Source organism: Xylanivirga thermophila (genome assembly GCF_004138105.1).
Taxonomy (GTDB): Bacteria; Bacillota; Clostridia; order Caldicoprobacterales; family Xylanivirgaceae; genus Xylanivirga; species Xylanivirga thermophila.
Map to the genome: position 1 here is coordinate 24,081 of NZ_RXHQ01000025.1, position 16,667 is coordinate 40,747.

Annotated in this window: 14 protein-coding genes; 13 read left to right on the top strand and 1 reads right to left on the bottom strand. The window is 36.6% G+C overall.

The annotated features are described in order from the left end of the window. The first annotated feature begins 11 nt into the window (after window positions 1-11). The 12 genes from EJN67_RS10575 (at window position 12) to murJ (ending at window position 14,927) form a co-directional block, all read left to right on the top strand. Window positions 12-2,249, top strand: a complete 2,238-nt coding sequence (locus EJN67_RS10575) for a helix-turn-helix transcriptional regulator (RefSeq protein ID WP_129724279.1) — start codon at window positions 12-14, stop codon at window positions 2,247-2,249. Window positions 2,250-2,438: 189 nt separating this feature from the next. Continuing rightward, complete coding sequence (locus EJN67_RS10580) at window positions 2,439-4,091, top strand: extracellular solute-binding protein (RefSeq protein ID WP_129724280.1); 1,653 nt, start codon at window positions 2,439-2,441, stop codon at window positions 4,089-4,091. 78 nt (window positions 4,092-4,169) lie between these two features. Further along, the gene (locus tag EJN67_RS10585; RefSeq protein ID WP_207208013.1) at window positions 4,170-5,093 is read left to right on the top strand and encodes an ABC transporter permease; all 924 of its coding nucleotides are present in this window, start codon (window positions 4,170-4,172) and stop codon (window positions 5,091-5,093) included. Between the two features lie 11 nt (window positions 5,094-5,104). Then, complete coding sequence (locus tag EJN67_RS10590) at window positions 5,105-5,965, top strand: carbohydrate ABC transporter permease (RefSeq protein WP_129724282.1); 861 nt, start codon at window positions 5,105-5,107, stop codon at window positions 5,963-5,965. 121 nt (window positions 5,966-6,086) lie between these two features. Further along, the gene (locus tag EJN67_RS10595) at window positions 6,087-6,650 is read left to right on the top strand and encodes a YveK family protein (RefSeq protein WP_129724283.1); all 564 of its coding nucleotides are present in this window, start codon (window positions 6,087-6,089) and stop codon (window positions 6,648-6,650) included. A 128-nt stretch (window positions 6,651-6,778) separates the two neighbouring features. Further along, complete coding sequence (locus EJN67_RS10600) at window positions 6,779-7,609, top strand: MraY family glycosyltransferase (protein ID WP_129724284.1); 831 nt, start codon at window positions 6,779-6,781, stop codon at window positions 7,607-7,609. A 16-nt stretch (window positions 7,610-7,625) separates the two neighbouring features. Next, window positions 7,626-8,783 carry a glycosyltransferase family 4 protein gene (locus EJN67_RS10605; protein ID WP_165000840.1) on the top strand — a complete coding sequence of 386 codons (1,158 nt, stop codon included), beginning with the start codon at window positions 7,626-7,628 and terminating at the stop codon, window positions 8,781-8,783. Beyond that, entirely contained in the window at window positions 8,749-9,672 is a 924-nt protein-coding gene (locus tag EJN67_RS10610) for a hypothetical protein (RefSeq protein WP_129724286.1), read from the top strand. Before EJN67_RS10605 ends, EJN67_RS10610 begins: the two co-directional genes overlap by 35 nt. A gap of 53 nt (window positions 9,673-9,725) precedes the next feature. Further along, window positions 9,726-9,986, top strand: coding sequence for a hypothetical protein (locus EJN67_RS10615; protein WP_129724287.1), 261 nt, complete (start codon window positions 9,726-9,728; stop codon window positions 9,984-9,986). Beyond that, complete coding sequence (locus EJN67_RS10620; protein WP_129724288.1) at window positions 9,967-11,679, top strand: GNAT family N-acetyltransferase; 1,713 nt, start codon at window positions 9,967-9,969, stop codon at window positions 11,677-11,679. Before EJN67_RS10615 ends, EJN67_RS10620 begins: the two co-directional genes overlap by 20 nt. Before the next feature lie 17 nt (window positions 11,680-11,696). After that, a complete protein-coding gene (locus EJN67_RS10625) occupies window positions 11,697-12,539 on the top strand; it encodes a polysaccharide deacetylase family protein (RefSeq protein ID WP_129724289.1) in 843 nt (280 codons plus the stop codon). A gap of 3 nt (window positions 12,540-12,542) precedes the next feature. After that, entirely contained in the window at window positions 12,543-14,927 is a 2,385-nt protein-coding gene (gene murJ / locus EJN67_RS10630; protein WP_129724290.1) for a murein biosynthesis integral membrane protein MurJ, read from the top strand. A gap of 92 nt (window positions 14,928-15,019) precedes the next feature. Here the strand turns inward: murJ and EJN67_RS10635 are convergent, their stop codons facing one another. Then, window positions 15,020-15,217, bottom strand: a complete 198-nt coding sequence (locus EJN67_RS10635) for a hypothetical protein (RefSeq protein WP_129724291.1) — start codon at window positions 15,215-15,217, stop codon at window positions 15,020-15,022. A gap of 389 nt (window positions 15,218-15,606) precedes the next feature. Here EJN67_RS10635 and rbsK point away from each other — a divergent pair, with 389 nt between their 5' ends. Next, window positions 15,607-16,500 carry a ribokinase gene (gene rbsK, locus EJN67_RS10640; protein WP_129724292.1) on the top strand — a complete coding sequence of 298 codons (894 nt, stop codon included), beginning with the start codon at window positions 15,607-15,609 and terminating at the stop codon, window positions 16,498-16,500. Window positions 16,501-16,667 lie beyond the last annotated feature (167 nt).

The following is a 16,667-nucleotide window of genomic DNA, read 5'->3' on the forward strand; positions in this document are numbered from 1 at the left end:
AAAAATTGCTTATGCGGGGCAAGATTTATAATAGAAATTTGATTAGGATATTTTTAAGTTTTTTAGCCATAGTTACCCTGATGTCCATATTTAATTACATCATATTTCAAAACTCCATGACCGGTATGTACAATCAGGTTAAGGAGAATAACCAATTGGTCGTAAGAAATATGATACAGGCATTTGATAATTGTTTTCGGGATATTGATAATGTCTTCTATACAATAGATATGTTTGGATTAAGTGATGCAAATATCTATGCATCCACTGGGCATGAAAATTTTAATTTTTATAATGCCTACATGGGGAAGGATAAGCTGTCCGATATACTCTCCACTTCTCCGGAGTATGTTGAAGATATTATTATATATTCTGACAAATCCAATATGACTTTAACTCCAGATGGTACAATACGGATGGATGACCTTTTTAATAAAAAGTACAGCAGCTCCAAATATTCAATATCGTTTTGGAAAAATTTCAGCAACACTAGTCATCCTATGCAGATAATCGGACCTGATATGTATGTGGATCAGTTTAATTTTAACCGAGGCAGGGAGCTTATGGTTATTGTGTCGGGAAATATGGTAAATAAAAGAAATGCCACCGTTCTTGTGGTTATAAATAAAGGAAAGCTCCTCAATCATATTAATTATGACAATATATTAGAGGGTACAACACTTATGTTGCTAGATGATAGCAACAATATAGTATTGAATATAGGTGAAAAATCAATAATAGATGCACTTAATAGGCCTGATTTGGTGGTATCTGGGAACTCATTTAAGGATAGAAACTATGAGTATCATATAGAGAAGTCTGAATATAATAATTTTACATATATTCACATACTGCCAATTAGCTATGCAGGTATGTTTAGAATGGTAAAGACCAATCGTAACATACTCATTATAAATATTTTGTGCGGTATCATAGGATCCTTGTTATTAAGTTTATACCTATACAATCCCCTAAAACACATTCTATCTATGTTTGGAGTTACTACCCAGAGTCAGAAGATAGGAGATGGCTGGCAATATATAGGCAATAATATAGAAATGATGCAGAAGGAGAAGAGGAACTTAAGGCTTAAGGTATCTGATATGGCGAAGAAGGTACAGGTAAGTATATTCTGGCAGATGATACAAACAGATGAATATCAGATGGATTTAAAGGAGCAGGTGGATCTATATTTTTCTCCTTTTTTCCAGGATGGCAAATATGTTTTAATATTGTTTAATTTTTATCCTGTTAAAGACGCTGATATGGCTTCGTTTGACGGTGTTTATATATCAGAGCAGGTGGAGGGGATGCTAGGGGCAATTTTTAGTCATTCATTTGCTACATCTGGAGAAAATCATCAAATTATGGCGTTAGTGGGAGTTTCACATGATTATGAACGGGATCAGGTGGTGGAGGCTCTCAACAAGGTACAGAATCATATAAAAGAATATATTACCGTTATAGGCATTAGCAAATTCTATAATAGCGATATTGAGTTTGGAAATGCATATAACGATGTAAAGATATGTATGTCATGCCGAAATATAAGACCTTCAAACCAAATTATAGACATTGAAAATATAGAATATAATCCAGAGATGTATTATCCAGATAATTTAAAGGACAAGATATATAACTATATACTAAGTGGTAACAGTGATAAATGTAAAAAACTTATGCACGATGTACTGGATGAAAACCTTAAGAAGAATATACTCTATATAAAATATGTAAATATAGTGACTGATATATTTAACTGCATTATTCAAACCTTGGCCTTTTGTGGATATGACCAAAAGACTATCTTTACTATAGAAAAGAATTTTCTAAACATGCTAGAGGGGCAGATAGAAGATGATGAAATAAGGTGGCTTTTAGATACCATAATAGAACAGTCTGCAAAAAAGGTAAATATGAGCGGTAATAAGCTTAATAAGGCGTTTATAATTGAATATATCAATCTTCATTATATGGAGGATTTATACCTTGATAATATATCAGAAGTGGTAGGAACTACGCCTAAGTATTTTTCAAACTTTTTTAAAAGAGAGTTTGGCATTAATTTTGTTGACTACCTAAATCAGGTGCGGATAAATCATGCTAAGGAATATCTAAAGAATTCCAATATGACTATAAAGGATATAGGTGAAAAAGTGGGATATGCTAGTCCTACTACCTTTACCACCACTTTTAAAAAATATTGTGGTGTTTCACCATCAAAGTACCGAGAAAACGCAAAAGCCTAGATTATATAATTCTATGGCTTTTGCTTTTTCTATATACGGTATTTGCCTGTCTATATGTCTTTTTATTGTATAGCAAGCTATTGAGGTATTTTACGTAGCATGTAGAAAACGATAGATTTACATCTCAAAAGTCCCCGTGCTATATTGGGCATGCAAACAAAATTAATTTGCAGGGAGGTATTAAATACAATGAAAAATGTCTCATTTAAAAAAGTAATAAGCATGGCCTTGGTACTTAGTATGATGCTTTTACTTATTGTGGGTTGTGGAAGCAAAGATAATAATGATGCTGAACCACAAAATAGTACCACAGAGGATTCAAAAACTGATGATACAAAGGACCAAACGGAAGACTATGGTGATACAGGGGGGTTGGAGCTTCCGATAGTAGATAAACCGGTAACGATAAAAATACTGGCCTCTACCAACGTAACAAATCTTGAAGAAAAATCTGTAATGCAGGAACTGGAAAAAAGGACGGGAGTTAAGCTGGATATACAGGAAGTACCGGATACTGGTTCAGCATATAGTGAAAAATTCAATGTCATACTATCTTCTGGTAAATTGCCCGATATCATGTTAACCGGGGCATATAAGGAAATTAATGCCATAGGTGATAATAGCGGGGCTTTTGTAGATTTAAATGAATATGTTGATATATTACCTAATTTTAAGAGTATATTCGTGGATGATCCTGAGAATAGTTGGGCACTCAAATCGTATTCATCTCCCCAAGGCAAGATGTATATGTGGCCTAAATACAATGCAAACCGTACAGTAAATCATGGATATCTCTATAGGAAAGATATATTTGATAAAAATGGCATAAAGGCTTGGACCAATACAGATGAGTTTTATGATGCACTTAAAAAACTAAAGGAGATATACCCCGATTCCATACCATTTGCAAGCAAGCTGCAAGGTAACATATTCAATAGATTATCATATGGTTGGGGTATTGTTGTCCCAACGACAGCAGGTGGACAGGTGGTCTATTACAACGAAGATGAAAAGGTATGGAAACCATCTGTAACAGCTCCTGAGTTTAAGGATATGCTAGATTTTATGAAGAAACTATATGATGAAGGACTGTTAGATCCTGAGTTCTTGACTGACACCGAGGCTAGCTGGTCAGGCAAGATGACCCAAGAGGACAAGGCTTTTGTTACATTTGACTGGATTGGCAGAATGGATATGTTTAGGGAACAGGTAAAGGACAGTATCCCCAATTATGATTTGAGATATGCACTGCCAATAGGACCTGTAGGCAAATGGCTCACCCTTGACAAGGTGGTAAACTACGGAATTTGTATTGCAAACAATCCAAATAAGGAAGCAGCCCTCAAGCTTATGGATTATGTATCTAGCCCTTCAGGTGCAGAACTTATGACCATGGGTATAGAAGGTGTAACCTATGAAAAGGATGGTAGTGGTAATATCGCATACCCCGAACTTGCAGATCGAGAAGCTATAAGCATTAAAGACTTAGAAGAAAAGTACGGTATGTTTGCAGAAGGCACATATACCCGTATGGCGCCTGAATCTGTATATTTCAACTTGACTGAAAGGGAAAAGGAAGCAGAAGAGATAATGGTTAAAAATGACCGTCTAGCTCCAAATGACCCAATACTCAAGTTTACAGATGAAGAACAGGCAAAGCTCAACCAGCTTGAATCTAATCTAGCATCTGGTGCTATAGAGTTTGCCGCTAAGTATGTTATGGAATCTTCATATGGCGACAAGGAATGGGATGATTGGGTAAAGAGAGCAGAAAGCTTAAAGCTAAACGAGGTAAACGATATATATAATCAGGCCCAGAAGAGATTTGATGAAGGAAAATAAATTGTGCAGTGGGAAAGGGGGAGATAAAATCTCCTCTTTTCACTCTATTTTATCTAATGAATGGGAGTTGAAAATCGTATGCGAGCGAATTCAAATCAGGGCAGTGCTATAAAGCATCTAAAAAGAGACTGGCAACTTCTTCTTATATTGCTCCCTGGTATGTTGTTTTATATTATATTTCGATATGGCCCCATGTATGGCATAGTGATTGCCTTTAAAGATTATAATATATTTGAAGGTGTTTCCAAAAGTCCGTGGGTAGGTTTTAAATATTTTGATATGTTTTTTAAAGATCCTAATTTCTATAAATTATTTAGAAATACATTTTTGATAGGAATATACAGCCTGTTTTTTACTTTCCCTTTTCCTGTCCTCTTTGCTATTTTGTTAAATGAGGTAAAAAATGTCCACTTTAAAAAGACGGTGCAGACAGCTAGCTATTTGCCATCATTTTTGTCCGTAGTGGTAATATGCAGTATGGCCATAGACTTTTTGTCACCTAATAATGGGATGATAAATAACATAAGGGCAGCTTTGGGATTGGAAAAGATATATTATATGACCAAACCGGAATGGTTTCGCACAGTATATATTATGACTGAAATATGGCAAGGCACGGGTTTTAATGCAATTATATATATTGCAGCTATTACTGCTATAGATCCATCGCTTTATGAGGCAGCTGAAATTGATGGTTGTTCAAGGGTAAAGAAGATGTGGTATATCACTTTACCTGCCATAATGCCTACTATAGTTACGCTGTTTATCATAAAATCGGGGCAGGTATTTAAAGTAGGATATGAAAAGATACTCCTTCTATATAATCCGGCAACATATGAAGTAGCTGATGTATTTTCTACATTTGTATATAGAAAAGGACTGGTGGATTTGGACTACAGCTATGCTACAGCTGTAGGATTGTTTGAATCGGTGGTTGCACTTGCACTGCTGCTCATTACAAATACAATCAGTAAAAAGGTAAATGAACAAAGTTTGTGGTAGGGAGAATAGAGATGAATAAAAAATGGACTTTATTTGATTATATAAATACCATAATAATGGTTTTGATTCTCATAATAACCGTATATCCCTTTATCTATGTAGTGGCTGTGTCTTTCAGCGATAGTGTCTATATACTACAAAATAAGGTAAAGTTTTTCCCAAGGGGATTTAATGTAAAGGCGTACAAGATGATATTTGAATCGCCTAAAATTCCTAGGGCATATCTAAATACTATAATGTATACGGTGGTAGGAACAAGTATAAATGTCTTCCTAACTGCCATAACAGCTTATCCCTTAGCCAGGAAGGATCTGTTTGGTAAAAAGGTCTGGATGACGCTTATAATAATCACCATGTTTTTTAACGGAGGTATGATTCCTAACTATTTGGTTGTGCAGAAGCTCAAGCTCCTTGATACCATATGGGCACTAGTTATACCAAACGCTATATGGACATATGAACTGCTTGTAACCAAAAGTTTTTATGAATCTTTACCACATAGCCTGTATGAATCGGCTGTAATAGATGGGGCATCAGAGGCCAGAATAATGTTTCAGATATACATGCCCCTATCAAAGGCCTGTCTGGCCTCCATTACCCTGTTTTATGTTATGGGACACTGGAATAGTTATTTTCTTCCGATGATATATTTAAATGACATGGAACGCTATCCCTTGCAGGTGGTATTGCGGGAGATGCTCATACTCGATACGGCGAAACGTTCTGAGGCATTAGGTGAGTACTCCTCTTTGACTCCACAGGCACTTAAAAATGCCACCATATTTGTTTCCATATTGCCTATACTGGCCCTTTATCCGTATATACAAAAGTATTTCGTAAAAGGTGTCATGCTAGGATCCGTAAAAGGGTGATGAAAGGTAAAAAAGCCCTGTATTGCACTCTATAGAATGCAATACAGGGCTTTTTTATGTAACAAGATATACTTTAGATACATAATATGCAGTACATAGGTTATACAGGTAGGTGATAAAAATGGAGTCATGTAGAATTATTACGTTAAAAAAATGGTGGCGAATGATTGTCTGCATAATAGCCATAGCTGTTATAGTAAGTGGACTTGTGAGCGGATGCATTTTAAGCAAGGTATATATATCTACAAGCACCTTTATAGTAGATGGGCTGTGCATAGGTGATGAATATATAGTATCAAGGGGTGCAAAGGCATACAGAGCAGTAGCTGCCAGTAATCAGGTGATGGAAGAGGTCATAAGTCGTCTCAATCTTAATTATGATGTTAAGGATATGCAAAAGAAAACAAAGGTATCCTACGAAGAAAACACAGGACTTATATATATTGCAATAGAGGATAGGGATGCAAAGACTGCATATCAAATAGCCAATACATTAGTCGATGTAATGCAGGAGAGAATAGAAGAGATTTTTGGGAAAAACTATCTTAGGGTATTGGATAATCCATGTATCCCGTCTCGTCCCTCAAGACCTAATGTACCGCTTAATATATTTATATCAGCTTTGATTGGTATATTCCTATCTGCCCTCATTATAGCGTGGAATGAACGGGACAAGGGAAAATAATATGTCATGCTTTATAATCTCATTTATGATCTCCAGCATGATGATGCCGTATAGCAAGACGATTTGATATAACCGACAAACCTGGTGGTAGGAAGGCGCACAAAGGGTCTGTTCCCATTTTAGGGGGCATGGGAATTTATATAGCATTTATTGTGTCCATATTGATAAGCATGGATTATACGATTGATATACAGCGCCTTATCATATATTCAGGATTGATGTTGGTAGTGGGGATCTTAGATGATATAAAGGATATAAAGGCCATATACAAACTTGCGCTGGAAACTATAAGTGCATTATTAGCAGTTCTCTCAGGCGTAATGCTCCATACTATACCAGATGGTATGTGGTGGTCATCCTTTGTCAACGTAACAATTAGCATAGTATGGATGGTGGGCATTACAAATGCAGTAAATATAGTAGATGGGCTGGATGGATTGGCAGGAGGCATTGCATTTATTGGCAGCTGTGCTTTTTTAGCTATATTTATGATATATGATTATGCTATGTTAAGCCAGCTTGCGTTGATATTTATGGGTGCCATACTAGGATTTTTAATATACAATTTTTATCCCGCAAAACTTTTTATGGGTGATGGCGGCAGTCTGTTTTTAGGATTTATATTGTCTATATTTTCCATAATATACATCAACACGGATAAAAGTGATACATCCGTATGGGTGCCCATAGTAATACTGGCCGTGCCCATATTTGAAACCGGTAGTAGTATGCTAAGGAGGTTTTTAAATGGTAAGAGCATGGTTGCAGCTGATGATGGACATATACATTACAGGCTCATAAAAAAGGGATTTAGCCCTGTAGCAGCAGTATCCATCATATATGCCTGGGCTGTATTGTCAGGGATGCTGGGAGTTTTAATAGCCATTCAAAACCTTTTGCCTTTAGCATTGTTTATCATTATATGCCTTATAGCAATAGGTGTGAGGCTTTATATATAGATGGATGGTGAGGAGTATGAATGATGACGGACGGATAAAACTTTTAATGGGTATAACCCTTTCGGAAATGGGAGGTGCCCAAAAGGTAGTATATGATATTATATCCTCTTTGCCCAATGACAGGTATGAGTTGACCCTTGTCACCTATCCAGGTGGGGAACTCATACAATGGGTAAGGGATTTGAAATATAAAAAGGATATTGATGTACGGATAATAGAGGTACCACAGCTTAGACGGGAATTATCCCCCTTTTATGATCTTTGTGCATTTTTAAGACTGTATAGCATTATGGAGAAGGGGAGATATGATATAGCACATTTTCATAGTTCCAAGATGGGTATCTTAGGTAGGCTTGCGGCCCATATGGCGGGAGTGCCCAAGATATATTTCACTGTCCATGGATGGGGGATTAATGAATATCAACCGAAATGGCTACAGGGTATGCTAGGGTTTGCTGAGCGGGTAGCAGGGCGTAGGTGCACCATGTGCATGTGTGTATCCAATTACCATATGGATATGGGGCTGAGGCATGGGTGGCTGGAGGGGGATAGGGCCTGCGTTATATATAACGGAATAGATGAACCTCCCGCCTCTAAGGGCAAACTCCCTATGGAACTTCAAATCGGGGATGAAATGCCCATAATAGGCACTGTAATGCGCCTTCGTGAGCCTAAACAGCCTGTATATACAATAGAGGTATTTAATGAAGTGTTAAAAAGGGGATATAGGGCAAAGCTGGTCATAGTAGGAGATGGACCCATGCGAGCAGACTGTAAAAATGCAATAGAACGTCTAGGACTGGAGGAAGATGTGTATATGCTAGGTACCAGGCTAGATGCTAGGGAGCTTATAAATGATATGGATATAGTTGTAATGTTTTCAAAATGGGAAGGACTGCCCATATCCATAATAGAGGGCATGTTTGCTGCAAAGCCGGTGGTGGTTAGCCGTGTAGGCGGAATACCGGAGATAGTTAGTCATGGGATAGACGGATATGTAATAGATGGTTTTGGTATACAGGAAGGAGCAGACTATATATGTACCTTGTTAGAAGATAAAGAATTAAGGGCATGTATGGGAGGAGCAGGAAAAGAAAAGGCAATGGCGTGCTTTTCGAAGGGTGGGATGGTAAAGGCGTATGAAAGGATATATAGGGAAGGTAAAAAATATTGACAAAAAAGCATTATACATTCTAATAGGTGTGTTAGCCGGTCTATTACCCATGATAAGTGGTATGGGATGGTTATACATCTTCTTGTTTGCAGTTGGATCTATTATTACAATGCTCCTCATATATAGATACGATTTAGTATGGATCATCAATATATTTTTATTGTCTTTTGTGCTGTTTGAGCCGGCTCCCTGTGATATATTGTTTATTCTGCTTTTTATCTTTGGTATCTTAGGTGGACATATGGACTTTTATAGATTTAAAGGTTGTGGAGTTATGATCGTGTCTATTGTAATCTTTGCGGTTATAAACACGCTGCAACTTTTCTATATACCAGAACTAGAGGTAGGTATAAAATACTTTTTAATAACATTGTATCTTATACTGTTTTGCCTTTTTGTATTCATGTATGTCTCAAGGGGAAATCTAAAGGGATTATTAAAGGCTTATGTATTGTCGGCTAGTCTGTCGGCCATATTGGGGATAGCCGCATATGCAGGATTGTTTCCATCTGTGCTGATGTATGATGCATATAGGATAAAGGCGTTTTTTAAAGACCCAAATGTTTTAGGACCGTTTCTAGTACCTTCTGTACTGATTCTTATGGAAGATATGAATAAGGGTCATATAATAGGCCATTCAAAGTGGGCTTACAGGCTGCTTATTGTCATAAACCTACTAGGTATTGCAGCTACATTTTCAAGGGGAGCATGGGGTAATCTTATATTTTCAGTAATTATCTACCTCATATTAAATAGGAAAAATATAGATTTTAAAAAATTGAACTATAAAAGCATATGTATTCATTTAGCCGTTATAGCTATAGCATTATGCCTTATATGGTATTTTGGAGCAGGTGCTGGATTTCTGGACAATTTGAATATACCGTAATAAATCAGACGGGAGTAGAATTTTCACCCCACAATCTGTATATAAGGGTGCTTATGGAAAACGGCATAGTGGGATTTGTAGTATTTATAGGTTTTCTTGTTGCAATATTCTATAAATTGATACTCGATCTTAAATCAAAGAGCGCATATGGTATTATAACGCCTTCGCTTTTAATCGCCATATTGTCCGGTATTATGTTAAACAGTATGGTAATAGATACCCTTCATTGGAGGCATCTATGGTTTTTCCTAGGTCTTGGTATGGCAAATTTTTTACTGGGAGGAGGCGGGAGATATGAAGATACACGTAATTGAAAGCTTCGATAAAGTTTTTATATACAGGGATACATGGAATGAAATACTATCTAGTATGGACAGCGATATAGTATTTGTACGCCTTGAATGGCTCCATATGTGGTGGAGATATCACGGTTCTGATAATAGGCTGTTTATACTCATGCTGACAAAGGATGATAGTATAATAGGTTTTTGTCCCCTTATGAAGGTGCCTAGAAGGGGCTATGAGGAGGTAAGGTTTATTGGTGGAGACGAGGCCAGCTATATGGATTTTGTAGTCGAGAAGACATATATGAAGGAGGCAATAGAGGGGGTGCTCGATTATCTTGTGCATATGGATGGCAGGTTTTTGATAAACCTGCATGGATTTTTTAAGTCGTCTTACGGATGTAGCATAATAAAGGGGTATTTAACCAATTTAAAATGGGCATTTTTAGAGACTGGTATGGAATGCTTCTATACGGATATAGGCAGACGGGATTTTGACGACTATCTAAAAAAGCGAGTAAGCCGAAACTCTATAAATACCATGAAACGAAAGAAAAAAAGGCTTAAAAGATTGGGAAATATATCATTTAAGGCTTTTAATACTAATAAGGACGATATTGAGGTAATATTCAATATCCATGACAAGAGGTGGCAAAGGAAGATTGGTTCTAGTAAATTCTCAGAGGGCATAACCCGTGAATTTTTTAAAGAATTGGCCCTATCAGATGACATGCCATTTAAAACTACCATAGATACCATATGTATAAATAACAAGATAATATCATTCATATATGGCTTTGAATATAATGGTAGATATATATTCTATCGCATAGGCCATGATGATGATTTTGGTATGTTCAGCCCGGGGGAGATGGTCCTTAGAGAAAAGATTCGGGATTGTTTTGAGGAGGGGCTTGATGTGTTTGATTTTGGCGCAGGTTACGAGCCATATAAGGCGGTGTGGGGCGAGAGAAGCATAGATGTTATAAGCTTTGTTTTCCCATCAGATAACCCATTTTCTAAGATGGTATATAAATTTCGCTTGGCTAAATGGCGCATTAGACAGCACATTAAGAAAAACCCCAGGATATATCATTTTGTAAAATACAAGTTAGGAAAGATAAAATTTTCCCTATATCCTGAGAATGCAAAAAGGGCTATAAAGAGGATACTCTTTGGTTTTAAGAATAAGATTATGCATAATTTGTCATTTATATATACCAAAGACGATTACTATATAATGGGAAAACAACTGGAGTTTTTGTATGGTGGTGGGCGGGAGAGATACAGAGTAGAGGATGGGTCGGTTTATAATCTAGATCTTTTGATGGATATTACCCATATGGCATCTCCTGATATTTTAAGACGATTTTTAAAGGGGGATAGATGTATCATAGTATATACAGATAATGGTGTTCACTGCCTGTGGTTTGATTTTTCCACCATAGATATTAGAAAAGCCCGGTATTCATGTCCTATAGATAAAAACTCGGGATTTTTATATGAGCATTACACAAATGAAAGAAAGGCAAGGCTTAATAAGCATATGCTATATGTTGCGCTTGAATATTTAAAGGGAAATGGCTTAGATAAATGTTATTTGGCAGTGGAAAGAAAAGATCATGCATTTATAAATCTATTGAAGGAGGAGGGTTTTAAAAAGCTCTGGCATGTCAGGTATACAAGATGCTTTGGCAGGCATAGTTATAAGGTATACAAATAGAATTTGGAGTGAAGCCTATGGCACTTTTTATAAGAACTATTATAAAATATATTCTTGTACCGATCGGCATAATATATGCTGCATTTAACAAGTCAAAAGACGAGATCCTAATATTGATGTACCATAGGGTAGACGATGATGTAAAAAGGGAACTGGCAGTTACCAGACGGGATTTTAACTGGCAGATGAACTACCTATACAGGAAGGGATATAACGTGATCCCGATGGATGAAGCCTATTTTAGGATATGGGAACATAGTATAAGGGGAAAGAATATAGTAATCACATTTGATGACGGATACGAAGATTATTATACAAATGCCTATCCAGTGCTTAAAAGATATGGATTTCCATCTATTGTATACCTATGTCCGGGATATATAGGTACAGATAAAAAGTATTGGTGGGATAAGGATGAAAAACATGCGCGTTTGATGCAATGGAAGCATATATATAGATTAAACCAGGAGGATTTGGTGGATTTCGGTAGTCATACCATGACGCATGTAGATATGGACAAATTGAAGAGGGAAGAATTTGATACAGAGCTCGGTATGTCTAAAAGGCTAATGGAAGATAGGTTAAATAGAAGCATCAGGCATTTTGCATATCCAAGGGGCATATACAGTAAGTTTGGGGAAGAGGCCCTAGGTCGGTATTATGATACGGGGGTACTTATCTCCAATGGAAAAAAGATAGATAAAGAATGTAATATATGTAATGCCTATACATTAAAGAGGATACCAATATTAAAAAGCGATGGACGATATCTTTTTATAGCTAGGATAAAGGGTTGGCTCGTGTTGGAAGAGGTTATTAGAAAATTTATCATGTCATATCGTACTGGCAGGAGGAGATAGCATATGTCCCGTAAGGATCAGATGGTAAAATCAGTATTCATGGTGACTATTCTATCTATTTTAGGCAAGATAACGGGTTTTTTCAGGGAAACTGTGATTGCTGCATATTATGGGGCGGGAGGGGCTTCTGATACCTATTTTGTAGCCTATACCCTGCCATCTGTATTATTTTCCATAGTAGGTGCCAGTATGGGTGTAATATTTGTGCCAATGTATGTAGAGAGATTGAAAGAGCATCAAAAAGCCGCGCAAAAGTTTTCTAGCAGCATAATAAGCATAACCATCATCGTAACTTCTATTCTATCCATATTGGGCATAATTTTTTCAAAATATGTGGTAATGTTTATTGCGCCTGGATTTAAAGACCAGGCGCTTAATACGACTATCCATCTTACTAGAATAATGTTTCCCATGTTTATATTTATAAGCTTATCATACATAATAACAGGAGTGCTGCAATCCCATGAATCTTTTTTAGTGCCATCCATAATAAGTGTACCGTCTAATATCGTTATAATATTAAGTGTTATATTATTTTCTAGAGAGTATGGGATATATGCCTTGGGTTGGGGGACGATGCTAGGTGCAGTTTCCCAGATATTAATACAGTTACCTGCAGTTAAGGGAAAGCTTGATTATAGATTTTGTGTTGAACTTGATGATCCATCCATTCGCTCCTATTGGTATTTGCTAGTGCCTGTTATCCTAGGAACTGCAGTGGATAAGGTAAATATAATGGTAGACAAAATGCTTGCCTCATCTCTTATGGTAGGGAGCATATCTGCTATAAACTATTCAACAAGACTCCTTGATTTTGCAGGCAGTGTATGTACCGGAGCTATTATAGCAGTTGTGTATCCCAATTTTGCAACTATGTCGGCAAATGAGGATTATAAAAAGCTAACACATACGACATACAGCGCCGTTATAGGCATATCCCAGATAATTATCCCGGTAACCGCAGCTGCGATAATGCTAAATAAGGACATAGTAAGGTTTGTATTTGAACGAGGTGCATTTGAAGAGAAGCATACCAATCTAACTGCATATGCCTTTTCATATTATGCCCTGGGATTATGGGCAATGGGCATCAGGGAGGTGTTAAACAGGGTATTCTATTCATTGGATGATACCAGTACGCCGATGAAGATTAGTATATTTGCCATGGTATTAAATATAGGGTTAAATATTCTGCTGGTGAAGAATATGGGTATAGGGGGATTGGGTCTTGCAACAGCTATATCCAGTACAGCTGCAGTTTTGTTTTTACTGCGTCTGCTTAGGAAAAGGATGGAACATTTTAAGTTAAGGGCATTTTTAAAGGAAGGATTAAAAATAGTGTTGGTGGTGTTTATTATGCTGTATGGGATGTTAGTGTTTAGAAACTATGTACCCATGGATAATTTTAATATAAAGTTTTTATCCAGCGCAGCTATAGGTTTTGTTATATATATGAGTTTGTCTTGGTACCTTGGCATAGGTATATTTGGCAGTATTAAGGGTAGAGATAAGCAGCAAGGCAATGACTGTATAGAAGGTATGGAATTTAATAATGATGCACCAGTTAGTGTTATCATTCCCTGCTATATGTGTAGCGATACCATTGCAAGGGCTGTGCATTCGGTATGGTATCAAACATGGAGGCCAAGGGAGGTAATTTTGATTGAGGATTGTAGCCCGGATGATGGAGCTACCAGGGATATGCTACATTATCTAATGTACGTATATCCAAACAATTGGATAAAAATAGTGACGCTAAATAAAAATGGGGGACCGGGTAATGGGAGAAATATGGGTTGGGATTTTGCCACCCAGGAATATATAGCGTTTTTAGATGCCGATGATGCCTGGCATCCACAAAAGATAGAAGTGCAGCTTAAACTCATGCTGAAAAATCCCCATATAATCCTAAGCGGGCATTCATATGAACTGGTAAAGGGTGGATTTAATGATTTTTACACCATATATACATTGGAGTATTTTAAAAGTCTAAAAGTGGATTTTATCAAAAATAAAAAAATGCTTCTATCTAATCAATTACCCACATCTTCGGTTATGCTGAAGGGAAGGGATATAGATGAGCGTTTCGATAATAAAAAGTTCTATTCCGAGGACTATCTCTTATGGCTTAATATAATGCTATCAGGGCATAAGGGTATGAGGATTGATATGCCGCTTTATTATATATATGAAGAACATAGAAGGGATGGGCTAAGTAGCAGTTTGTGGAAGATGCAAAAAGGGGAGATAGAGACATATAAAATAGTATGGAGAAAGGGATTTATAAATGGCTTTGTATTGGTGATTCTTGAAATGGTATCATATATAAAATATATTAGAAGGTTAACAATAGAAGGTATGACATATATAATAAAAAGATTTAAATAGCTATAGAAAAATTCCATCAGAAAGCCCAATATCCTGAAGCTAAAAGCTTCAGGATATTGGGCTTTCTGATTTAGTATCCCCTATGCATATTTTTACTCTACTTTATCATCTGGTCCCAACTCTTTTTTTGCTTTGATGGATACGATAAATCCCCAAGCAGCTACAACTATTAGTACAATAGCATACCAAATCGGTAGGGCGAAGCCTTCGACCGCTATCCAACCTAAGATACCTGTCAGTATGGATAATAAGGCCAAGATCATCAAGAATAAAATGCTTTTCTTTGTCATTTTTATTCCTCCCCTCTTTATGGTTTAAGATATTATGTAAACCATATCTCTTATTCATTATATAACCTCTGTGTCCAAAAATAAACAACTTTTTAGAAAAATTTTATTTATAATTATTTTTATTATAAATAAATTTAACAAATGTTTAAAAGGATGGTAGAATTTTTAGTTTGATAGTGGAAATATAAGGGCATATAATATGGATGGTTATGGGGCTTGCGTAGAATTTAAACTTAAGAATTATTTAAACATAATTGGTAGGTAAAATGTATTTGTATATCTAATTTAATGTGTACTATAATGTTACTATGATAATTTTATAAAAATGATATAATTATGATGTAAAGGATATGCCATTAATATCAGTATAAAATGAGGAGGAGATGGGGATGGATATAGTAGTTGTTGGAAGTATAAATATGGATTATACTACAAAAGTAACAGAACTCCCACGTAGGGGTGAAACCATAATGTCCAAATTTTTTACCACGGCATCGGGAGGCAAGGGTGCTAATCAAGCGGTAGCAGCTAGCCGTCTGGGAGCGGATGTATTTATGGTGGGCGCAGTGGGGAATGATTTAGCAGGGCAAACATTGCTAAAGAGGTTAAAGGATGAGGGAATAGATACAAAAGGTATTTATAAATCAGATTTTCCTTCAGGTAACGCTATGATTACAGTTGATGATAATGGTTCAAATACCATAGTGGTATACCCTGGTGCAAACCAGAGTGTAAGCTGTGAAAAAGTAGAGGCATTTGCCAATGTATTAGAAGGAGCCAAGGTTGTAATCGTGCAGCTTGAGATACCTTTAGATACAGTTGAATATACCATAAAGCGAGCCAATGAAATGGGGACGAAGGTTATACTAAATCCTGCACCGGCGGCCACTCTTCCAAATGAATTATATAAATCTGTAGATATAATAACCCCTAATGAGACTGAGCTGGAGAGTTTGACCGGTATAAGTGATATAGAAAAGGGAGCTAAGACTCTATTAGATCTAGGGGTAAAGAAGGTATTAGTTACATTAGGCAGCAAAGGCTGTTTTTATATGGATGATAATGAGAGCTTCTATATGGAGCCATTTAAGGTAAAAGCGGTGGATACTACTGCAGCAGGGGACTCATTTAATGGTGCATTAGCAGTTGCTATGGTGGAAGGTATGGGCATAAAAGAGGGTATAAGGTTTGCAAATGGAGTAGGAGGTCTTACCACTACCAAGCTAGGTGCCCAGGATTCTCTACCGTATAGGGAAGAAGTAGATAAGATGCTAAAGGATTAATAAAAAAATAGGGATAGATACCCCTGTGATCTATAATTGAGTTAGTGTATAATTTTCATGGGCATTGGGTATTAGATTCCAAAAAGAGGAAGACCCCCACTAAGGGGGCCTTCCATATGCATAGTCAATCCTATATAATGTAATCAACAACGAAAAACATTAAGGAG